The sequence below is a fragment of the Amycolatopsis circi genome (genome assembly GCF_003385235.1).
Classification (GTDB): domain Bacteria; phylum Actinomycetota; class Actinomycetes; order Mycobacteriales; family Pseudonocardiaceae; genus Amycolatopsis; species Amycolatopsis circi.
Map to the genome: position 1 here is coordinate 1 of NZ_PQIA01000040.1, position 19,033 is coordinate 19,033.

16 protein-coding genes and 1 tRNA gene are annotated in these 19,033 nt (G+C 68.9%); 6 read left to right on the forward strand and 11 right to left on the reverse strand.

Annotation, left to right across the window (positions count from 1 at the left end):
- Positions 1–196: 196 nt before the first annotated feature.
- A tRNA-Met gene (locus D0D37_RS18970) sits at positions 197–270 on the reverse strand.
- A 67-nt stretch (positions 271–337) separates the two neighbouring features.
- Positions 338–3,307 carry a UPF0182 family protein gene (locus D0D37_RS18975; protein WP_208720037.1) on the reverse strand — a complete coding sequence of 990 codons (2,970 nt, stop codon included), beginning with the start codon at positions 3,305–3,307 and terminating at the stop codon, positions 338–340.
- 166 nt (positions 3,308–3,473) lie between these two features.
- On the opposite strand from D0D37_RS18975, the gene D0D37_RS18980 reads away from it, so the two are divergent.
- A complete protein-coding gene (locus D0D37_RS18980) occupies positions 3,474–4,028 on the forward strand; it encodes a PPA1309 family protein (RefSeq protein WP_116201894.1) in 555 nt (184 codons plus the stop codon).
- 98 nt (positions 4,029–4,126) lie between these two features.
- Here D0D37_RS18980 and D0D37_RS18985 read toward each other — a convergent pair whose 3' ends face one another.
- Positions 4,127–5,146 carry a YlbL family protein gene (locus tag D0D37_RS18985; protein WP_116201948.1) on the reverse strand — a complete coding sequence of 340 codons (1,020 nt, stop codon included), beginning with the start codon at positions 5,144–5,146 and terminating at the stop codon, positions 4,127–4,129.
- Between the two features lie 191 nt (positions 5,147–5,337).
- Here D0D37_RS18985 and D0D37_RS18990 point away from each other — a divergent pair, with 191 nt between their 5' ends.
- Positions 5,338–6,759, forward strand: coding sequence for a zinc-dependent metalloprotease (locus D0D37_RS18990; RefSeq protein ID WP_162834313.1), 1,422 nt, complete (start codon positions 5,338–5,340; stop codon positions 6,757–6,759).
- Between the two features lie 804 nt (positions 6,760–7,563).
- On the opposite strand, the gene D0D37_RS19000 is transcribed toward D0D37_RS18990, so the two are convergent.
- On the reverse strand, positions 7,564–8,073 hold the full coding sequence (locus D0D37_RS19000) for a M48 metallopeptidase family protein (RefSeq protein ID WP_116201897.1): 510 nt from the start codon (positions 8,071–8,073) through the stop codon (positions 7,564–7,566).
- A gap of 216 nt (positions 8,074–8,289) precedes the next feature.
- On the opposite strand from D0D37_RS19000, the gene D0D37_RS19005 reads away from it, so the two are divergent.
- The 3 genes from D0D37_RS19005 to D0D37_RS19015 all read left to right on the forward strand — a co-directional run bounded on the left by D0D37_RS19005 (position 8,290) and on the right by D0D37_RS19015 (position 11,809).
- On the forward strand, positions 8,290–9,375 hold the full coding sequence (locus D0D37_RS19005) for a ThiF family adenylyltransferase (protein ID WP_162834314.1): 1,086 nt from the start codon (positions 8,290–8,292) through the stop codon (positions 9,373–9,375).
- A gap of 103 nt (positions 9,376–9,478) precedes the next feature.
- Positions 9,479–10,780 (forward strand): ABC1 kinase family protein, encoded by a 1,302-nt coding sequence (locus D0D37_RS19010; RefSeq protein WP_425266954.1) that lies wholly within the window; start codon positions 9,479–9,481, stop codon positions 10,778–10,780.
- Positions 10,781–11,014: 234 nt separating this feature from the next.
- Positions 11,015–11,809 (forward strand): hypothetical protein, encoded by a 795-nt coding sequence (locus D0D37_RS19015; RefSeq protein ID WP_425266952.1) that lies wholly within the window; start codon positions 11,015–11,017, stop codon positions 11,807–11,809.
- A 254-nt stretch (positions 11,810–12,063) separates the two neighbouring features.
- Here D0D37_RS19015 and D0D37_RS19020 read toward each other — a convergent pair whose 3' ends face one another.
- The 7 genes from D0D37_RS19020 to D0D37_RS19050 form a co-directional block, all read right to left on the reverse strand.
- The gene (locus D0D37_RS19020; RefSeq protein ID WP_116201901.1) at positions 12,064–12,867 is read right to left on the reverse strand and encodes a maleylpyruvate isomerase family mycothiol-dependent enzyme; all 804 of its coding nucleotides are present in this window, start codon (positions 12,865–12,867) and stop codon (positions 12,064–12,066) included.
- Positions 12,868–13,022: 155 nt separating this feature from the next.
- Positions 13,023–13,205: a hypothetical protein gene (locus D0D37_RS19025; RefSeq protein WP_116201902.1), complete on the reverse strand. Its 183-nt coding sequence runs from the start codon at positions 13,203–13,205 to the stop codon at positions 13,023–13,025.
- Positions 13,202–14,356 (reverse strand): methyltransferase domain-containing protein, encoded by a 1,155-nt coding sequence (locus tag D0D37_RS19030; RefSeq protein WP_162834315.1) that lies wholly within the window; start codon positions 14,354–14,356, stop codon positions 13,202–13,204. The genes D0D37_RS19025 and D0D37_RS19030 overlap by 4 nt, the downstream gene beginning before the upstream one ends.
- A gap of 523 nt (positions 14,357–14,879) precedes the next feature.
- Positions 14,880–15,143, reverse strand: a complete 264-nt coding sequence (locus tag D0D37_RS19035) for a hypothetical protein (RefSeq protein ID WP_116201904.1) — start codon at positions 15,141–15,143, stop codon at positions 14,880–14,882.
- Complete coding sequence (locus D0D37_RS19040) at positions 15,140–15,487, reverse strand: WhiB family transcriptional regulator (protein WP_116201905.1); 348 nt, start codon at positions 15,485–15,487, stop codon at positions 15,140–15,142. The genes D0D37_RS19035 and D0D37_RS19040 overlap by 4 nt, the downstream gene beginning before the upstream one ends.
- Before the next feature lie 152 nt (positions 15,488–15,639).
- Positions 15,640–15,918 carry a hypothetical protein gene (locus D0D37_RS19045; RefSeq protein WP_116201906.1) on the reverse strand — a complete coding sequence of 93 codons (279 nt, stop codon included), beginning with the start codon at positions 15,916–15,918 and terminating at the stop codon, positions 15,640–15,642.
- A 213-nt stretch (positions 15,919–16,131) separates the two neighbouring features.
- A complete protein-coding gene (locus D0D37_RS19050; protein ID WP_116201907.1) occupies positions 16,132–18,231 on the reverse strand; it encodes an ATP-dependent DNA helicase UvrD2 in 2,100 nt (699 codons plus the stop codon).
- Between the two features lie 64 nt (positions 18,232–18,295).
- Here D0D37_RS19050 and D0D37_RS19055 point away from each other — a divergent pair, with 64 nt between their 5' ends.
- Positions 18,296–19,024: a DUF4191 domain-containing protein gene (locus D0D37_RS19055; RefSeq protein ID WP_116201908.1), complete on the forward strand. Its 729-nt coding sequence runs from the start codon at positions 18,296–18,298 to the stop codon at positions 19,022–19,024.
- Positions 19,025–19,033: the final 9 nt, after the last annotated feature.

The following is a 19,033-nucleotide window of genomic DNA, read 5'->3' on the forward strand; positions in this document are numbered from 1 at the left end:
ACACGAGCCAAGCTCGCTCCGCGAGCAACGGCAACCCCGACGAGCCAAAACAAAGGCGAGGAACAACCCCCACGCGCCCCAACCGGGGGTCCAGGGGGCTCGCCCCCTGGCGGGGGTCTGGGGGTTCGACCCCCAGAGACAACAACGAAAGAGACCCACCCTCGCGCTTTGTGCGAGGATGGGTCTCCCATCTCTGTAGCGGGGACAGGATTTGAACCTGCGACCTCTGGGTTATGAGCCCAGCGAGCTACCGAGCTGCTCCACCCCGCGTCGTAGGACCTACCTTACGCCCTGGTTTCCTGCGGGCGCAAAGCAGGTGCCTATTACGTAACCGACGTCACCCGCCGGGCTGGGACGGCGGCCCGCTGGAGGCGGGCGGGGTGGTCGGTTTGGCGGCGTAGTACTCCTTGGTGGCCGCGTCGAGCGCTTGCATCCCGGCGCCGTAGTCGGCGAAGTTGCCGGATTGCTGTGCTGCCTTCATTTTGGCGAGCGCGGCTTGGATGTCGGAGACCGCTTTGTCCATGGCCGGGTTGCTGCCGCCGGTGCTGGGCGGCGGCACGGGGGTGGTGGATGTCGGCGGGGTCGGCGTGGTGCCGGAGTCGCCTTCCTTGGGCGTCGTGGCGGCCGTGCCGGCTCCCTTGCCGAACACCTGTTCCAGTGCCTCGTTGAGGGTGGACGCGAAGCCGATCTTTGATCCGTAGGAGACGAGCACGCGCGCCAGCTGCGGGTAGCTGAGCTGGTTGCGCTGGCGGATGTAGACCGGTTCGACGTACAGGAACCCGTCGGCTACCGGCAGCGTGATCAGGTTGCCGTAAATGGGAATGATGTTGGGGTTGTTCAGCAAGGTCCGGTCTTGGGCGACGCGGAGGTCGCTCTGGAACCGGTTTTGCACCTGGACGGGCCCGTCGACCTGATTCGCTCCGCTGGCCGGCGGCAGTCGCAGGACGCGGATGGCTCCGTAGTCCTGCGGATCGGACGAGACGGACATCCAGGCGGAGAGGTATTGCCGTTGCAGACCGGTGAGCGCACTGGTCAGCTGGAACGTCGGCCTGCCTTCGCCCGCCGCGTTGGCGAGGACGTAATACCCGGGCTGGTTGGCGACGTTCGCGCCGGCCGTGGTGGAACTGCCGTCCTCGGTCGGGTCCTGCGGGACGCTCCAGAACGCTTGCTGCGCGTAGAACTCCTGCGGGCTGTCCACGTGGTAGCGGGCGAGCAGTTCGCGCTGGATCTTGAACAGGTCCTCGGGGTAGCGGAAGTGCGAGCGCAGTTCCGGCGAAATCGCCGAGCTGGGCTTCACGACGCCGGGGAAGACGTTCTCCCACGCCTTGAGGACGGGTTCGTTGTCGTCGATCGAGTACAGGTTGACGGTGCCGTCGAACGCGTCGACGGTCGCCTTCACCGAGTTGCGGATGTAATTGATCGAGTTGTTCGCCTGTTTGGTGACGCCGTTGAGCGAGTCGTTGGTCGCTTCGCCGAGCTGTGTCTGCTGGGCGTACGGGTAGTTGTCGAGCGTCGTGTAGCCGTCGACGATCCACTGGATGCGGCCGTTGACCACCGCGGGGTACGGATCGCCGTCGAGGGTGAGCCACGGGGCGACCTTGGCGACGCGGTCGCGCGGTTCGCGGTTGTACATGATCTTCGAGCCGTCGCCGATGGCGTCGGAGAAGAGGATCTTCGGCTCGCGGTATTCGGCGGCGAACATCAGCCGGTTGAACCAGTTGTCGAGCGAGACGCCGCCCTTGCCCTGGTAGAGGTAGCCGCGTTGGGAGGCGGTGTCGTACTCGCCGGGAGCCTTGCCCGGGGTGCCGCCGACGATCGCGTAGTCGGACTGGTTGGTCAGCTCGCCGTAGTAGATCCGCGGCTGGTCGACCTTGATCCCCGGCTGGCCGTTCACCGAGCCCGCGCCGGAGGGGTTGGTGGTGTCGCTCGTGGTCGCGATCGGGTAGCCGCCGTCGGAGTTCGAATCCTTCACCGCACGGTCGATCGTGTTGGCGGGCGCGGCCACGAATCCGTTGCCGTGCGTGTAGACCATGTGCTTGTTGATCCAGTTGGCCTGGTTGCCGCTGAGCCCGTCGGTCTTCATTTCCTTGGCGGCCACGATGTAGTCCTGCGTGGTGCCGCCGATGGTGTACCGGTCGATGTCCAGTTTCGACGGGAAACCGTAGAAGTTCTCGCGGCCGACGCGCTGGGTGAAGGTGTCGCTGAGGATGTTCGGGTCGAGCAGGCGGATGTTGGACACCGTGCCGGTGTCGGCTTTCACCGCGTCCGCCGTGGTTTCGGTCTTGCCCGGGTACTGCTCGTACTTCACGTTGGTGAGGCCGTATGCCGCGCGCGTCGCGTCCATGTTGCGCTGGATCGACGGCGCTTCCTTCTCGTTGGCGTTCGGCTTGACCGAGAACTGGTCGAGAATCGCCGGCCAGGCGACGCCGACCAGCACGCCGGAGAGGATCAGCAGGACGAGCGAAATCGCCGGCAGCTGCAGATTCCGCAGGAACGCGCCCGCGAAGAACGCGATCGCGCAGATCACCGAAATGCACAGCAGGATCAGCTTCGCCGGCAGCACCGCGTTGAGGTCGGTGTAGGTGGCTCCGTTGAACAGCGGCATGTTCCGGTCGGACAGCAGCAGGTTGTACCGGTCGAAGAAGTACTCGACCGCCTTCAGCAGCACGAAAAGCCCGACGAGGATGGCGAGCTGCGCGCGCGTCGGGCCTGCCAGCTGTCCGCCGCGGCCGGCGAGCCGGATGCCGCCGAAGATGTAGTGCGCGATCAGCGCGCCGAAGAACGAGATGACGATCGTGACGAACAGCCAGCCGAGCAGCCAGTTCACGAACGGCAGGGTGAAGGCGTAGAAACCGAGGTCGATGCCGAACTCGGGATCCTTCTGTCCGAACGAGGTGCCGTTGAGGAACAGCTGGATCGTCTGCCAGTCCCCGGTCGCCGACGCGCCGGAGATGACGCCGGTGAGCACCGGGATGCCGATGCCGAACAGCCGGATCCGGCTGACGATCACCGAGCGGTAGCGCGACAGCGGGTCGTCGCGGCCGGACACCGGCACGAACACCGGGCGCGTGCGGTAGGCGATCAGCAGGCTGACCGCCAGCGCCCCGCCGACCAGCAGCCCTACCGCGAGGAAGAGCACGATGCGGGTGACCAGCTGCGTGGTGAACACCGAACGCGCCTGCAGTTCGCCGAACCACAGCCAGTCCACGTAGGTGTCGAGCAACCGGACGCCGGCCAGCAAGGCCAGCACGATCACCGCGGCGATGATGAGAAGGATCCGGCTGCGCCGGGACAGCTTCAGGCTCACCGGGGGCCGAGTCGCCACGGCAATGCTCCTGTCTTCGTGAACACGTTCGCCGGGGACAGCTGTGTCCCCGTGACCTCTAACTCTACGGATGGTGCCGCGAGTTCCCGGGACCGCCCAAACCGGGCACGCGCGGCGCGGCGCGGGGACGCCTGACACGATGGTCGCCATGCCACCGAGTGAGCCGTCTGCCGCCCACCCTGTCGCCGGGCTGGCCCGGGAAGTCGAAGAGTTCGTCGCCGCCGCGGGCTGGAACCAGCCGCCGCAGTTGTTCGCGCTGGTGCCGACCGCGGCGCTGCTGGACGAACAGCCCGAGCTGGCCGGTCAGCTCGACCGCGCGAACCCGCTGACCCCGGTGGCCCAGGAGGCGCTGCCGGACGGCGATCTCGCCGAATCGCTCGGCCGGATCGCGTGGCCGGACATCGTGGTCGGATGCGCGCTGGCGCAGGAAATCATCGTGCTGCCCCCGGACGTCGAGGCGGAACTCGAAGGAATCGCCGAGGCGGACGCCGAAAGCCTCCGCCGCGCCGCCGCGGACCACCCGCGCCGCACCGAGGCGCGTCTCGTGGCCGCCGTCCTGCGCGAAGGCGACACGGCCTGCGTGATGCGGCTGCGCGGCGTCCAGCCGGGCGACGAGGACGAGAACGCGGTCGACGAACTGGTGGAAAGCCCGGATCTCGCGCCGAACCTGGTGGACGCGTTGAAGACCACCTTGCAGCCCTGATCAGCTGCTGCGGCTCTCCCGCCCGGCAAGGTCCGTGAAGGACTCCTTGAGGGAATTTGATTCCCTCAAGGAGTCCTTCACGGACCTTTTGCGTGCCGTCAGCAGTGCGCCGTCGGGCGACCGGCCTTCAGGTTGTCCAGCTGCTTGAGCGCGTCGTCCAGCGTCGACACCTTGATGAGGTTGAGCCCTTCCGGCGCGGCCGATTTGGCCTCGGCGCAGTTGTGCTCGGGAACGAGGAAGTCGGTCGCGCCCGCTTCCTTCGCGCCGACGACCTTGAACGAGATCCCGCCGATCGGCCCGACCTGGCCGGTCTCGCTGATCTCGCCGGTGCCCGCGATGTGCCTGCCGCCGGCGAGGTCGTTGCCCGGTTTCCCGGGCGGGGTGAGCCGGTCGATGATCGCGAGAGTGAACATCAGCCCGGCCGACGGGCCGCCGACGTCCTGCAGCGAGATGTCGACGGAGAACGGCGCGACCGCGCGGTCGACGGCGGTCAGCCCGAGGAAGCCCTGGGTGCGGTCGTCGCGCTGGGCGAGCGTGACCGGCACGGTGCGTTCCGGCTGGCCGAGGTGCTGGAAGGTGACCGGGACGGAGTCGCCCGGCTTGGTGTTGGCGATCGAGGCGGCGACCTCGGCGGCCTCGTGAACCTGCTTGCCGTTGACCGCGACGAGCTTGTCGCCGGGGGCGAGAATGTGGTCGGCCGGACTGCCGGACACGATCTGCTTCGCGACGACCTGCACCGGATAGCCGAGGTGGCGCAGCGCGGCGACCTGCGCGTTGCTCTGCGAGTTCTGCAGCTGCTGGATGTTCTCCTGCTTGACCTGCTCGTTGGTCTCGCCGGGCTTGTAGTACTCCTCGCGCGGCGCGAGCGCGTAGCGGCCGCTGGCCCAGAGGCCGAGCGCGGTGAAGAGGTTGATGCCGTCGTTGAGCGAGACGGTGGTCATCCGCAGTTCGCCGCTGGTGCCGTAGGTCTGCTGTCCCTTGACCTGGATCACCGGGTTGCCCGCGGCGTCGCGGCCGAGGGTGTCGTAGGTGGGCCCGGGGCTGATCGCGACATACGGCACCTGGACCAGGAACCCGGCCACGACGAACACCAGGAACAGCACGCCGCTGACCAGCATCGTCCATCCGCGGCGGGTCATCCGCCGGTCGCTGCGGGCCGGCGCGCGCGACGGCTCGGCGCGGCGGGACTGGTTCGCGGTGTCCTCGTCCGGTTTTGTCACGAGCGACAGCGTACGGTGACTGTGTTCGCTTCCCGGTGAAGGCCACGGTTGACGCGCTGAGCCGGGTCGTACCCGCGTACGGTGGAGCTATGAGCAATCCCCCGTTCGGCTTCGGACCGCCCGATCCCGACAAGCGAGGCGACAACGACCCCTCGAACCCGGGCCAGCCCGGCGGAGCCGAGGCGTTCAACCAGCTCGGGCAGATGCTGAGCCAGCTGGGCCAGATGCTGAGCCAGGCGGGCTCGTCGAGCGGGCCGGTCAACTACGACCTGGCGAAGCAGATCGCACTCCAAAACCTGAGCGGGCGGGACGACGCCAAGATCGGCTTCAGCTCCGACGACGACTCCGCCACGGCCGTGCGCGACGCCGCGCACCTGGCGGAACTGTGGCTCGACGCGGCGACGATCCTCCCCGCGGGCGCGAGCACCACCGTGTCGTGGTCGGCGCGCACCTGGGTCGAGAAGACGCTGCCGACCTGGCAGCGGCTGTGCGATCCGGTGGCGCAGCAGGTGTCCGGCGCGTGGATGCAGGCGCTGCCCGAGGAGGCCAAGCAGGCGGCCGGGCCGCTGCTGTCGATGATGGGCCAGATGGGCGGGATGGCGTTCGGGTCCCAGCTCGGCAACGCGCTGGCGCAGCTCGCGCAGGAAGTGCTCACGTCGACCGAGGTCGGCCTGCCGCTCGGCGAGGCCACCACGTCGGCGCTGCTGCCGGCGAACATCGAGAAGTTCACTGAAGGCTTGGAGCTGCCGGCCAGCGAGGTGCTGGTCTTCCTGGCCGCGCGCGAGGCCGCGCACCAGCGCCTGTTCGCGCACGTGCCGTGGCTGCGGCAGCGTCTGCTGGCGACGGTCGAGGAGTTCGCGCGCGGGATCACCGTCGACACCTCCGCGCTGGAGTCCCTTGCCGGAAGCATCGACCCGGCGAACCCGGCGAGCATCGAGGAAGCGATGTCGTCCGGTCTGCTGGAACCGCAGACCACCCCCGAACAGCAGGCGGCCTTGAAGCGCCTGGAAACCCTGCTGGCGCTGGTGGAAGGCTGGGTGGACGTGGTGGTGGCCGAGGCCATCGGCGACCGTCTGCCGGGAGCCGAGGCCCTGCGCGAAACGCTGCGCCGCCGCCGCGCGACCGGCGGCCCCGCGGAGCAGACCTTCGCGACCCTGGTGGGTCTCGAACTGCGCCCGCGCCGGATGCGCGCCGCGTCGTCCCTGTGGAACCTCGTCGGAGAACGCCACGGCCTGGAAAAGCGCGACGGCCTCTGGTCCCACCCCGACCTCATGCCGACCGCCGAAGACCTGGACGAGCCCCTGGACTTCGCCGACCGCATGGCCGAGCCGCCCGCTCTCGCGTCTGATCTTGATCCGATCGCCGAACTGGAACGCACGGAGAAGGCGGAGCGCGAGGCCCGCGAGGCGAAGTCAGCCGCCGAGGGCGGCGAGGGCGGCGAGGCTAAGGACTCCGACGCCGGCGGCAAGGGCGACGAGACCCCGAAGGACGAGGGGAACTCGCCTTCCTAGGGCCGCCTCTGCTCTTGCGATCTGGCTACGCCGCCGTCCAGACCCACCGCGCGGACCGTCTCACCTGGTTGAGACGGTCCGCGCGGCGTTTGCACGGCCAGCACGCCGCTCCGCACGCAACGCTCGGGCCCTGCCTCGCTGGTCTCTCCGCACCACCGACCACGGCGGTCTAGGCGGCAGCCAAGAACTCGACGCCTCGAGCCTCCTCACTCCCCCGGCACGGCTCGAACCGGTGCCGCCGACTTACCCCAGGTACCCGATCGCCGTCGGCCGAACCCGAACCCGTCGCGCCGAGCCGGGCCAAGCCAGGCCAAGCCGGGCCGGGCCGGGCCGAGCCGAGCCAGGCCGGGCCGAGCCAGGCCACGCCGAGCCAGGCCACGCCGAGCCAGGCCACGCCGAGCCAGGCTGAGCCGGGCTGAGCCGGGCCACGCCGCGCCGGGCCGGGCCGCCGAGGCCCTCGGCAACCCGTGCGCCAAATCCCTCCAAGACTCCTCGTCAACCGCAGCCAACCGCCTCCACTCTCTCGGCCGTGCCAGCCGCGATTGGCGGCCAGCTCAGCCCTTCTCCAGCTCGCTCGCAGGCGCACCTGGCCACTGCCGCACTATCGCGAACCCCCACCCCGGCCGTCCGGCCATCTCCCAGCCACAACCAGCCGTTCGCCCAGCCCTTCCTCCGAAATCCCTCCCTCAACCACGGCTGACCACGAACTCCGCCCTGCCGCCAGCCCTCCAGACCCTCCGCGACCGCGACCCGCCGCTCACCAGCTCTCCACCCCTCCCAACGCAACCGCACCCGGCCGCCCGCTCAGTCCTCCAAAGAAATCCCCCACCCGGCCGCCGCCGAAAGCCCCTCCAGGTACCCGATCGCCCGTTCCGTCTTCGGATACCGGTTGACCAGCGCCCAGAACGCCGCGTCGTGCCCCGGCTCCTTCAGGTGCGCCAGCTCGTGGATCAGCACGTAGTCCAGCACCCATTGCGGCACCCGCTGGAGCCGATCGCTGACCCGGATGGTCGCGTCCACCGGCGTGCACGACGCCCACCTCGTGCGCATCGGCGGCACCCACCGCACGCTGGCCGGCAGCGCTTTCCCGTCCAGGTACTTCGCCCCGAGCAGGGCGCAGCGCGTCAGCAACGCCGCGTCCGACGACTTGGGCGGCGCTGCCTTCCGCCCTCCCGAGCGCAGCAGCCTGCGCTCCATCTCCGCGACCCAGTGTTTCTCTTCCTCGCGGGTCATCCGTGCCGGGATGAGGACCACCAGGGTGTCCTCGTTCCAGTAGGCGGTGACCGTCCGGTGCCTGCGCTGGCTGCGCCGCACCTCGACCTTGTGTTGAGAAGTGTCCGACGGGGCGTTCTCGCCCCTGCCTCTCAGTGAGGGCATCCGTGCTTCGACCACTCGACAACGGTAAGGCTCCGCACCGACAACTTGGAGCGCCGAAAGGTCACAGCCCTGAGTTGTCCACAAGTAGATTTCCCTGTGGACAACTCAGCTTCTCACCCGCGAGTGGAGTTCCGGAGCTGCCAAGCTGACCGCATGACCCTGTCCAGTGTTCCGCCGCCGGACGTGCTCCTCCCGGCGTATCCGACGTTGCTTCCGGGCATCCACGTGCTCGAACGCGACGGCGGCGAGATTCAGTTCGGCCTCGACCCTCGCCACGGCATCATCGCCAACGGCCTGCCCACGCCGATCGTCGACAGCGTCCGCAGGCTCGACGGACGGCGCGGGCTCGAGGACGTCCTGCTCGCTGTAGGCGAACATCGGGACCAGTTCCATCTGCTGCTCAAACAGCTGGCCGCTCTCGGTTTGGTTACCGAAGCGGCGAAGAAGAACGCGAAACGGGTCGAGACCGGTTTGTGGTCGCTGCGCGCCCGGCACTACCAACCAGCGCTCACGGATCGGCGCTGGCAGAGCCTCATCGCGGTCCACGGCAGCGGGCGGATCGCTGTGGCAGTCGCCGCGCTGCTCGCGGCGTCCGGCGTCGGGCACCTCGACATCCGTGCGTCCGGCAGGGTCAGCGAAGCCGATCTCGGTTCCGGGTTCACCCCCGCTGAGCTGGGCCAACCCCGGCAGCGCGCGATCCGGACCGTCGTCGCCCGGGTCGCGCCCGACGTCACCACCGCCCGGAACCAGCGACGTCTCCCCGACCTCGTGCTGCTCACCGACACGCTCGTCCCGCCGCCGGAAGAGGTCGCCGAACTGGTCGACTCGGCCACCTCGCACCTGCCGGTCCGGGTCTGCGAGGGCACGGGCATCGTCGGGCCGCTCGTGGTGCCTGGCCGCAGCGCCTGCCTCCGCTGCTGTGACCTGCACCGGACCGACGCGGACCTGTCGTGGCCAAGGATCGCGACGCAGCTGGTAGGCCGGATTCCGCGGGCTGATCTCGGTGCCGTCCACGCGTGCGCCTCGCTCGCCGTCGCACAGGCGATGCGGCTTCTCTCACCGAGCGAAACCCCACCGCCGGCCTGGAACGCCACGCTTGAGATCGACAACTTCGACGGAAAGGTGCACCGCCGGAGCTGGGAGCCACATCCGGACTGCGGCTGTGGAGCGCCCGTTCCCGTCGAGGAAGGCCCCTCACCGGCGGAGGAAGCTCCCCAGGAGGTGCTGCAAGAGACGTAGCACACACCTGGGTGCCGTCAGCAGGCTGCGGACGTCGCGCTCGTCAAGGCAGAATCGCAGGGTGACCGACTTTCGCGACCGAACCGGAGACCGCGATTCCGCCATGCCGCGTCGCGGTGCCGCCCGCACCGCGAAGCTGGCGAGCCTTCCGCTCGGCATCGCCGGACGAGCCGTGGGCGGCTGGGGCAAGCGGCTGGCGGGGCAGAGCGCTGAGCAGGTGAGCGCGACGCTCTCGGCCAAGGCCGCTGAGCAGCTGTTCGAGGTGCTGGGCACGCTCAAGGGCGGCGCGATGAAGTTCGGGCAGGCGCTGAGTGTCTTCGAGGCCGCGGTGCCGGACGACATGGCGCAGCCGTATCGGGAGGCGCTCACGAAGCTGCAGTCGGCCGCGCCGCCGATGCCTGCCCGGCAGACCCACCGCGTGCTCGCTGAGCAGCTCGGACGGTCGTGGGTCGGACGGTTCTCGCACTTCGACGACGAGCCGGCCGCCGCCGCGAGCATCGGCCAGGTGCACCGCGCGACCTGGCACGACGGTCGCGAGGTCGCGGTCAAGGTCCAGTACCCGGGCGCGGACGAGGCGCTGCGCAGCGACCTGCGCCAGTTGCAGCGGTTCAGCAGGCTGTTCCAAGCTTTCGTCCCCGGCACGGACGTGAAACCGCTGCTCACGGAGCTGGCCGAGCGGATGGACGAGGAACTCGACTACCTCGCCGAAGCCGACAATCAACGCGCGTTCGCGAAGGCGTTCGAGGGCGACCCCGAGTTCCTGATCCCGCGCGTCGTGGCGAGCGCGCCGAAGGTCGTGGTCAGCGAATGGGCCACCGGCACCCCGCTCGCCAAGATCATCTCGGACGGCGATCCAGCCACTCGCAACCTCGCTGGACGCCTGCTCGCGGAGTTCCACTACTCGTCGCCGGCGCGGGCGCATCTGCTGCACTCCGACCCGCACCCCGGCAACTTCATGCTCACCGGCGACGGCAGGCTGTGCGTGATCGACTTCGGCGGCGTCGCGAAGCTGCCGAACGGGATTCCACGCCACCTGGGGGAAATCACGCGACTCGCCTTGGACGGCCACTCCGACGAGCTGATGCGGTTGCTCCGCGAGAACCGTTTCGTGCGCGCAGATTCGTCGCTCGAAGCAGACGAGGTGCTGGCGTACCTAACCCCGTTCACCGAGCCGCTGGCCGAGCCGACGTTCCACTTCACCCGTCGTTGGATGCAACGGCAAGCGGGGCGCGTCGGCGATTCCCGCAGCAACGACTTCCACGTCGGCCGCTCGCTGAACCTCCCGCCGGAGTACCTGATGATCCACCGCGTCACGGCAGGCTCGACCGGCATCCTCTGCCAGCTCGACGCCGAGATCCCGGCCCGCGGCATCGTGGAACGGTGGCAACCCGGGTTCGCCGCCTGAGTTATCCACAAGGTGGTGGCGTAACCCCGAGTTGTCCACAGATTGCGCAGAGTGGTTTCGCGCAGTTGATCAAAGCGTCATTCTCGATATATGACGACTACGACAAGCACAGACGCCCTCGCTTTCGGTGACCTGGTTTCCCATGGAGTTCTTCACCGACGACACCTGCGCGTCGCGGGAATTTCAGATCGAAGAGCCGCACAGCTTTCCGGCCCAGGCGGACCGTGGCGACAGGTGTATTCCGGCGTGTACCTCGTGCACGACAAACCGCCGAGCCGAGAAGAACTCCTCCACGCGGCCGTTGCCCGGTACGGTCCCGGAACCGTTATCACGGGCACAGATGCGTTGTGCGCACACGGAATCAGCCATCCGCGGACTCCGGAGATCCACCTGCTGGTGCCACACAACCGAAGGCCGTCCAACGAGCCGAGCGTCATCACCTACCGCACGGCCCGAATGCCCGAAGCAATCCCGATCGACGGCCTGCCTTATGCAAGCGCTGCCCGCGCCGCGCTAGATCTCGCCCGGCGAGAAAACGATCCGGACGAGATCGCAAGGCTAGTTTCGCTTCCGCTGTATTGGGGCCTAGCGGACCGAGCCGAACTGACGACCGAACTGGACAACGGAAATCAGCGCGGTTCAGCAGCCGTGCGCACAGTCCTGCGCAGCCTCGACGAACAAGAAACCTTCGCGCACGGACAAGCGCTCCGTGTACTCCAACGAACACCGCTGCCCACCCCGCAATGGAACGTCGCAGTCTGCGACCGCCGAGGCCGCCGACTCGGCACCGCAGACGCGTGGTGGGACGAAATCGGCCTGGCATGGCGCTACCGCACCGCAGCGGGCCCGGAAGATTTCAGCCACCTCGCCCTAGCCGCGACCGGCACTGTGCTGTTTCGCTGCACCCCACGGCAACTCCGCGATTCGCCGGAGGAAATGAGCACAGAACTCCTCAACGCCTACCGCCACGCGACGCGCACACCCCGCCCCAAAGTGCGCGCGGTCTACAAGACAGGAAATGCCGCATGAGCCGAACCTGATGGACAGGCCCTTGGGCGGAACAGGGCTATCGCCAGCGCTCAAAGACAGTGTGCTCTCAACGCGCCGAACGTCGCATGGTCGTGACGTGCGATCGGACCTCGTTGGCGGGAGGCGGTGGGTTGCATCGGCGTAACCCGCCGCGACTCCCGGCACGACTCCCGCCAGCGGCTGCTCCTTCTCCCTCACCTGTCCGCGGAGAATCTTCGAAGTTTGCGTAGGCGTCGAGGCGGGGGTCGGGCGGGTCAGTCGCTGGCGTGGGCGGTGCTGTCGAGCCAGTGCTGGGCGAGATCGGTGTCGCCGTCGATGCTGATGTTGGTGGTTTCGCGGTCGGTGAGCGGAACCCGTCGGGTCAAGATCAGCAGCAGTGATCGCGCCGGGCCGGTCACCGTCACGTCGGCTTTGCGGGTTGCGGGCTGCCACGTCGCACCATCCGGCTGCCGTTCGACGAACCACGCGCCTGAACCGTCCGCAGTGTCGGTGGCCAGCCACTGCAAGGTCTGCCCGGTGCCTCGGATGGCTTGGGCGGACGCGGGGCGCTGCATCTCCCAGGTGGGGGAGGTGAGCATCGTGAGGTGGTTGGTGATGAGCGCAGCTGCGACGTCGGCATCGACATCGAGCGGTTGGTTCGCCGCGTTGGCCGCGTCGAAGCCGTGGACGACGGCCTCGTTGAGCATGCTGGACATCCAGAACTGCGTCCCGGACCGCGCGTCTCCCGAGGCGTTGAACACGGGTGCTTCGAGCGCGTCATCAGAGCACGCACTGGCGACCCGCTGTGCGGACTCCGACAGCCATGCCTGCCACTCGCCGGGGTCGGCAGGTGGCGTGGCCATCTCCGTGGGCAACTGCGTGGGGTCGGCGATGCGCCGCTCGATGGTCTCCGCGACCCAGTGCTGGGTCTGGCCCACGTGCGCGACCAGGTCGGCGACGCTCCACTTCGGCGCCGTCGGCACGGCGGCGTCAGGTCCGGCTGCGATGGCTGATGCCGCCAGGCGCTGGGTGTGGTCGACGATCGCGCGCCGGGTGCGGTCCGCGTTCAGGTCAGTCATGGGAGGTCCTTTGCCTTGGCAGCCGGTGAGAGTCGCTGAGCCCGTGTGGGTGTCTTTGACTACGCGTCGAACGACAGTCGCCGGGATCGACAGGCCCCCGCACAACTTTCCGGCCTTCGGGGCTGACCGTCCGCCGCAACACCGGAGTGCGGCTGTTACCAGTACTCGTCCGGCAGCTTGCCTTCGATGTCGCGGACGTGGTTGCGCGCGCAGTCCGGGCATAGCCAGCGCTCGCCGCCGTTTTCCTTGGTGCTGACCCATGCCAAGGTCGCGAGCGGGTCGGTTTCGGCGGAACGTGCTCGGCCGCACCAGGAGCACGTCGGATCGGGCGCGGTCACGGTCGGCGTCCGTGGTGCACGGTGCGTGCGCCGAGCAGGAAGAGATCGTGGCGTTTGCCGAGGTAGTGGGGACTGTCCGGATCGAGCAGAGAAGCCAAGGTCGCGCGGTCTTCTTCCGCGAGATGGTCGGCACCGTGCGTCGCGAGACGGGAAAGGTGGTGGTGCACGTAGCCAACGAGACCGTCCGGGCCCGGTGCGGGGTGGTCTACCAACGCGCTGAACGAGCTGACGTCCGCGAGCCCGGCGCGTTCGAGCGCGACTGTCCAGCCGTAGGGCATTGGCACGGAGCCGTCGATGCCCTCGCGCATCCCTACGAACCACTCAGCCTGCGCGGCTTGCAAACGGTCCTCCAGGCCGGGCCGTCCGATTCCTAGATCCCAAGGGAGACAAGAGAAAGACAACCCGCCCTCAGCGAGCGCGACCACTCCGCCAGCCCGCGCGACAGCGGCAAGCGTGCCGATCGCGGCCTGCTGGTCCGGAAGATGATGCACCACGCGCGATGCCCATACGAGATCCGCGGCGGGGAGCAAGTCGGGCAAGGCGGCATCGGCGAGGTCGGCGACCACTGCACGCACCTCGACCGTCGGTGCGGTGCCTTCGGCTGTCGCGAGCTGACCGCCCGACCGCTCGGCACTTCCCTCCTCGACCGTCGGCTCGATGCCCTCGACTGTTGCGAGACGGGCGCCCGGTGGCTCGGCGTTTCCGTCCTCGACCGTCGGCTCGGCGCCTCCGGATGCTGCGAGACGGGCGCCCGACCGCTCGGCACTTCCCTCCTCGACCGTCGGCTCGGCGCCCCCGGCGGTTGCGAACCGGCCGTCCGGACGCTGGGTGTTTCCGTCGGGCGCGAGGCCGTCGGCTGGCTGTGCTGCGTCGACGGCGGCGCGGACGGCGCGTTCGGCCTCGTGGAGAAGTTCGGGCGTTGCGTCGACCAGGACGATGGTTCCGCCATTTGCGGCAGCCAGGGCTTGGGCGAAGTGGGTGCTCATGCCACCGGCTCCGCAGCCCAGGTCGATCACTGTCGGGTTGGCGGGAAGCTTCTCGACCAGGCGGGCTGCGATGGCGGCCTGCGCGGGAGCGTCGAGGGCGTCGGCTGCGCGGAGGAGGACCAGCCGGTCAGCCCAGTCGATGTGGTCGTGCGTATGTCCGGACACGGGGCCATTGAACACCCGTCCGCGGTTCCCGGACGAGAACGAGCCTGGACGGTCCCCCGACGGACCTTCCAGGCTCGTTTCGGTAAGTCCGGCTCGCGACGGAATCGGTCGCGCGAGCGCCCCCCCTCCCCTTGGGCGAAGGGTCTCGCGCGGCAACTCGCCTCCCGTTCCCGCGAGAGCCGATGCAGCCCGAACTGGTCGGGCCGGGCGATTCAGGCCGATCTACTTCCGGTCGCCCAGCTCGGAGCTTGGTGCTCGGGCGACGGGATCCGATCGAATCCGCGCCGCCCGAGAGGAGCCAGGCAGCGCAGAACCCGGCCGGAGGCGGGATCAACGTCCGGACGGTCGGCACCCGTCGCCAGGACTGGAGGCAATCCTGGCGACGGGCACCCACCCGGACAAAGGGCAGCGCCCAGCCAGGATTGGAGGCAACCCCGGCATCGGGCATCGGCTCCCGAACAAAAGGTCAGCGGTCGGGGCAGGGCCAGCCGAAGCCGGACCCGCCCCACCTGACCGGACCATGCTAATTGGGTGGTTGGAATCGTTCCGCTCGGTTGGTCGCCCAGCGGGCTACCCGCGACCAGCGGCGCGCGGCTCGCGCTTGGCGCCATGGTCGTTGGATTTCTTGTTCGGCTATCAGATCGCGTATTCGCGCCCGGGACAGTTCTTCGTGAAGCAACATCTTCGTGGTCTCCTGAGACTTGTTCTGCTTGGGTTTCGGCTGCACGCGGACCGGTTTTCCGGTGCGGGCCTCGAAATCGCGCGTGGTGATGAGGTCGACGGTCATGCGGCGGCGCTCCGGGCTGCGGCGACGGGTTCGAGGGCGGCGTTCTTGCGCGGACGGCCACGGGGCCGCTTGCGCGCGATCACCGCGCCGCGCTCGAAGATCTCCCCTCCCCAGACACCCCACGGCTCACGCCGGGCGAGTGCTCCCGCGAGGCAGGCCTCGCGGACCGGGCAGCCGGCGCAGAACGCCTTGGCCCGCTCGAGTTCCGCGGGCGATTCGGCGAACCAGAGGTCCGCGTCGCGCGAGCGGCAGGGGAGTTCGGGTTCGGCGACCCCGTCGAGCAGATCGCCGATGTCGAACCCTTCGGCTAAGGGGCCCTCGGCGAGGGCGATGGCGGAAGACATGTCCGTGCTCCTTTGCGATTCGGTGGTGGTGTGGCGGTGGGCGATCGAACTGGACAACTTGTTCCTTCTGTTGTGCAGCCACAAAAACACGAAGGCCGCGGATCCGGGTTACCGGTTCCGCGGCCTTCGTGAGCCTTGAGTCCTGACGCAGGTCAGGTACTTCGCTCCCGTATCGACAACGGAACACGGAACTGCTTGATGGTCGGCAGATCGACATCAACCTGCGGGTACGCGGCAACAACGGCGGCGGTCGCGAGAGTGATGCCGGCCGGGGCCCCGTTGCGCTCGATGCGACGCAATCCGTCAATGTGACGACGCGTTCCGTCGATGTGCGCGAACGTGGACACACCGGTGCCCTGGCGCGGGGCGGCGACGGTCGTGCAGACAGGCAGACCGGCGCCAGGGATCGTGTGCATCAGATTGCTGATCATTTCACCGGCACCGCCTTTCTCTGTCGGACTGCGCCGCGTGAAGCGGCAACCGTCGTGTTCTTCCCCAGACCGGGCCTTCTTCTCGCCCGGGTGCCTATGCAGGCTATGCGCCCCGGCACAGCCGGGGCAACTTATTTTCCCAAATCTCTGCCGAAGAGACGAAGATCGCCTCACAGCAGCAGGTTCGCCGCATGGATCACCGCGAAGACGCGGTCAAGATCGCATCGACGAACGGACCACGTCGAGCACTTCCGCGCCGAACCGCTCCAACTTCGTCGCGCCGATCCCGGAGATCGACACCAGCGCGCCGTCGTCGGTCGGCCGTTGCTCGGCGATCGCCATCAACGTCGCGTCGGTGAACACGACGAACGCCGGAACCTTCAACTCCCGGGAACGCTCCCCGCGCCACGTTTTCAGCTTCTCCAGCAGATCCTCGTCCACTGTGGACGGGCACTTCCCGCACCGTCCCAGTTTGACCTCCATGGTCTGCACCAGCGGACCGCCGCACAGCCGGCAGCGCGCGACGTTCGACCCGGGCTTCGACACCTGCTGCGAACGGGCGATGCGCGCCGCCGGGTGATCCTCCGGGATCAGCCCGTACAGAAACCTCGACCGCCGCCGGTTGCGTCCCCGGCCCTGCCCGCGCGAGAGCGACCACGACAGCGACAGGTGCTCCCGCGCTCGCGTGACGCCGACGTAGAACAACCGTCGTTCTTCTTCGATCGCGGCGTCGTCACCGTCCGCGTGCAAGATCGGCATGGTGCCCTCGGACAGTCCGACGAGGAACACTGCGTCCCACTCGAGCCCCTTCGCCGCGTGCAGCGAGGCGAGCGTGACGCCTTCGACCGTCGGCGGGTGCTGCGCCGCCGCGCGCTGTTCGAGTTCCGCGACGAAGCGCGGCAGGTCCGCGTCCTCGACCGACGCCGCTAGTTCTTCGGCCAGCTCCACCAGCGCGAGCAGCGCGTCCCACCGCTCCTTCGCCGCTCCGCCGGACGGCGGCTGCTCGGTGAGCCCGACCCGCGCGAGCACCGAGCGCACCGCAGTGACCAGCTCCAACGAGGTGGGCTCCATAGACGCCGTACGCAGCGCTGCCATCGCCTGCCGCACTTCGGTGCGCTGGAAGAACCGCTCGCCGCCGCGGACCAGGTACGGGATCCCGGCTTCGGTGAGCGCCTGTTCGTATGCCTCCGACTGTGCGTTCACCCGGAACAGCACCGCGATCTCGCTGGCCGACACGTCCGCGTCGAGCAGTTCGCGGATCCGCCGCGCGACCGCGCTGGCTTCGGCGGCCTCGTCCTCGTACTCGGCGAACTGAGGTTCCGGGCCCTCCGGCCGCTGTCCGATGAGTTTCAGCCGCGACCCGGCCGGACGTCCGCGCGCGGCACCGATCACGCGGTTCGCGAGCGCGACGACCTGCGGCGTGGACCGGTAGTCGCGTTCCAGACGCACGACGGTCGCCTCCGGGAACCGCCGGGTGAACTCCAGCAGCGACTTCGGCGAGGCGCCGCCGAAGGAGTAGATGGTCTGGTTGGCATCGCCGACGACGGTGAGGTCGTCGCGGCCGCCGAGCCACGCGTCGAGCAGCCGCTGCTGCAACGGCGTGACGTCCTGGTACTCGTCGACGACGAAGCAGCGGTACCGGTCGCGGAACTCGGCAGCGACCGCGTCGTGCTTCTCCAGCACCGCGGTGGTCTGCAGGAGCAGGTCGTCGAAGTCGAGGACCTGCGCGTTCGTCTTCAGCTCCTCGTACCAGCGGTAGACCTCGGCGACCTGCGCGACCGGTGCGGGAGTGTCGCGCTGCATCCGCGCGGCGACCGAGGGGTAGTCGTCCGGCGACACGAGCGACGCCTTGCTCCACTCGATCTCGCTCGACAGGTCGCGCAGCACCTCGGTCTCGGTGCTCAGCCGGACGCGCTGGGCGGCCTGGGCGACGAGCCGGAACTTGTTGTCGATCAAGTCCCACGGCCGGTCGCCGACGACCCGCGGCCAGAAGTAGCGGAGCTGACGGCGGGCGGCGGCGTGGAACGTCAGCGCCTGCGCCGCGTCGACCCCGAGGCCGCGCAGCCGGGTGCGCATCTCCCCCGCGGCGCGCGTCGTGAAGGTGACCGCCAGTACTTGCCCCGGCGAGACGTGGCCCGATTGCACGAGGTGGGCGATGCGGTGCGTGATCGTCCGGGTCTTGCCGGTGCCCGCTCCGGCGAGGACGCACACGGGACCGCGGGGGGCCGCCGCGGCGGCGCGCTGCTCGGGATCAAGCCCGTCGAGCAGGCCCGCGCGGCTCTGCCGGCTCTGGGGAGACGATGCGATGGCCACCCCGCGATCCTCGCAGAGGGGGCCGACGGATTCCCGGCCGGGCACGCGGCCGTATCCTGGTCATATGGCGGGCAAGCAGGACAAGGAAGCGGCCAAGCAGGCCAAGCGGGAAAAGCGCGCTGCGAGCAAGGCACGGCGCGGCCAGCTGTTCGAGGCGTTCAAGATGCAGCGCCGCGAAGACCCGATGCTCATCCCCTGGATGGCCGGTTCGATCGTGGTGGTCGCCGGTGTGCTCTTCGGCATCGGGTTCATCTTCAACATCCAGTGGACGCTGCTGCCGCTCGGCATCGTGCTCGGCATCCTGCTCGCCGTGATCATCTTCGGCAGGCGCGTGCAGCGCACGGTCTACGGGAAGGCCGACGGCCAGCCCGGCACGGCCGCCTGGGCGCTGGAGAACCTGCGCGGGAAGTGGAAGGTCACGCCGACCGTCGCCGCGACGACCCAGCTCGACGCCGTCCACCGCGTGCTCGGCCACCCCGGCGTGATCCTCGTGGCGGAAGGCGCCCCGCACCGGGTGAAGAACCTGCTCGCGCAGGAGAAGAAGCGCGTGTCCCGGCTGGTCGGCGACACCCCGATCTACGACGTGACGATCGGGCACGAGGACAAGCAGATTCCGCTCAAGAAGCTGCAGTCGCACCTGACAAAGCTGCCGCGCAACCTCAAGCCGGCCCAGGTCGACGCGCTCGAAGCGAAGCTGGCCGCCCTCGGCTCGCGCGGCGCGGCGATGCCGAAGGGGCCGATGCCCGCCGGCGCGAAGATGCGGAACGTGCAGCGCACCATCCGTCGTCGCTGACACTGCTTA

Bases quoted from the DNA above. Each gene is read 5' to 3' on its own strand.
- D0D37_RS19055 (WP_116201908.1), top strand. From the start codon at position 18,296: ATGGCGGGCAAGCAGGACAAGGAAGCGGCCAAGCAGGCCAAGCGGGAA.
- D0D37_RS18990 (WP_162834313.1), top strand. From the start codon at position 5,338: ATGAGCAATCCCCCGTTCGGCTTCGGACCGCCCGATCCCGACAAGCGA.
- D0D37_RS18985 (WP_116201948.1), bottom strand. From the start codon at position 5,146: ATGCTGGTCAGCGGCGTGCTGTTCCTGGTGTTCGTCGTGGCCGGGTTC.
- D0D37_RS19010 (WP_425266954.1), top strand. From the start codon at position 9,479: ATGCCGCGTCGCGGTGCCGCCCGCACCGCGAAGCTGGCGAGCCTTCCG.
- D0D37_RS19035 (WP_116201904.1), bottom strand. From the start codon at position 15,143: ATGACCGTCGACCTCATCACCACGCGCGATTTCGAGGCCCGCACCGGA.
- D0D37_RS19040 (WP_116201905.1), bottom strand. From the start codon at position 15,487: ATGTCTTCCGCCATCGCCCTCGCCGAGGGCCCCTTAGCCGAAGGGTTC.
- D0D37_RS18980 (WP_116201894.1), top strand. From the start codon at position 3,474: ATGCCACCGAGTGAGCCGTCTGCCGCCCACCCTGTCGCCGGGCTGGCC.
- D0D37_RS19020 (WP_116201901.1), bottom strand. From the start codon at position 12,867: ATGACTGACCTGAACGCGGACCGCACCCGGCGCGCGATCGTCGACCAC.
- D0D37_RS19005 (WP_162834314.1), top strand. From the start codon at position 8,290: ATGACCCTGTCCAGTGTTCCGCCGCCGGACGTGCTCCTCCCGGCGTAT.
- D0D37_RS19045 (WP_116201906.1), bottom strand. From the start codon at position 15,918: ATGATCAGCAATCTGATGCACACGATCCCTGGCGCCGGTCTGCCTGTC.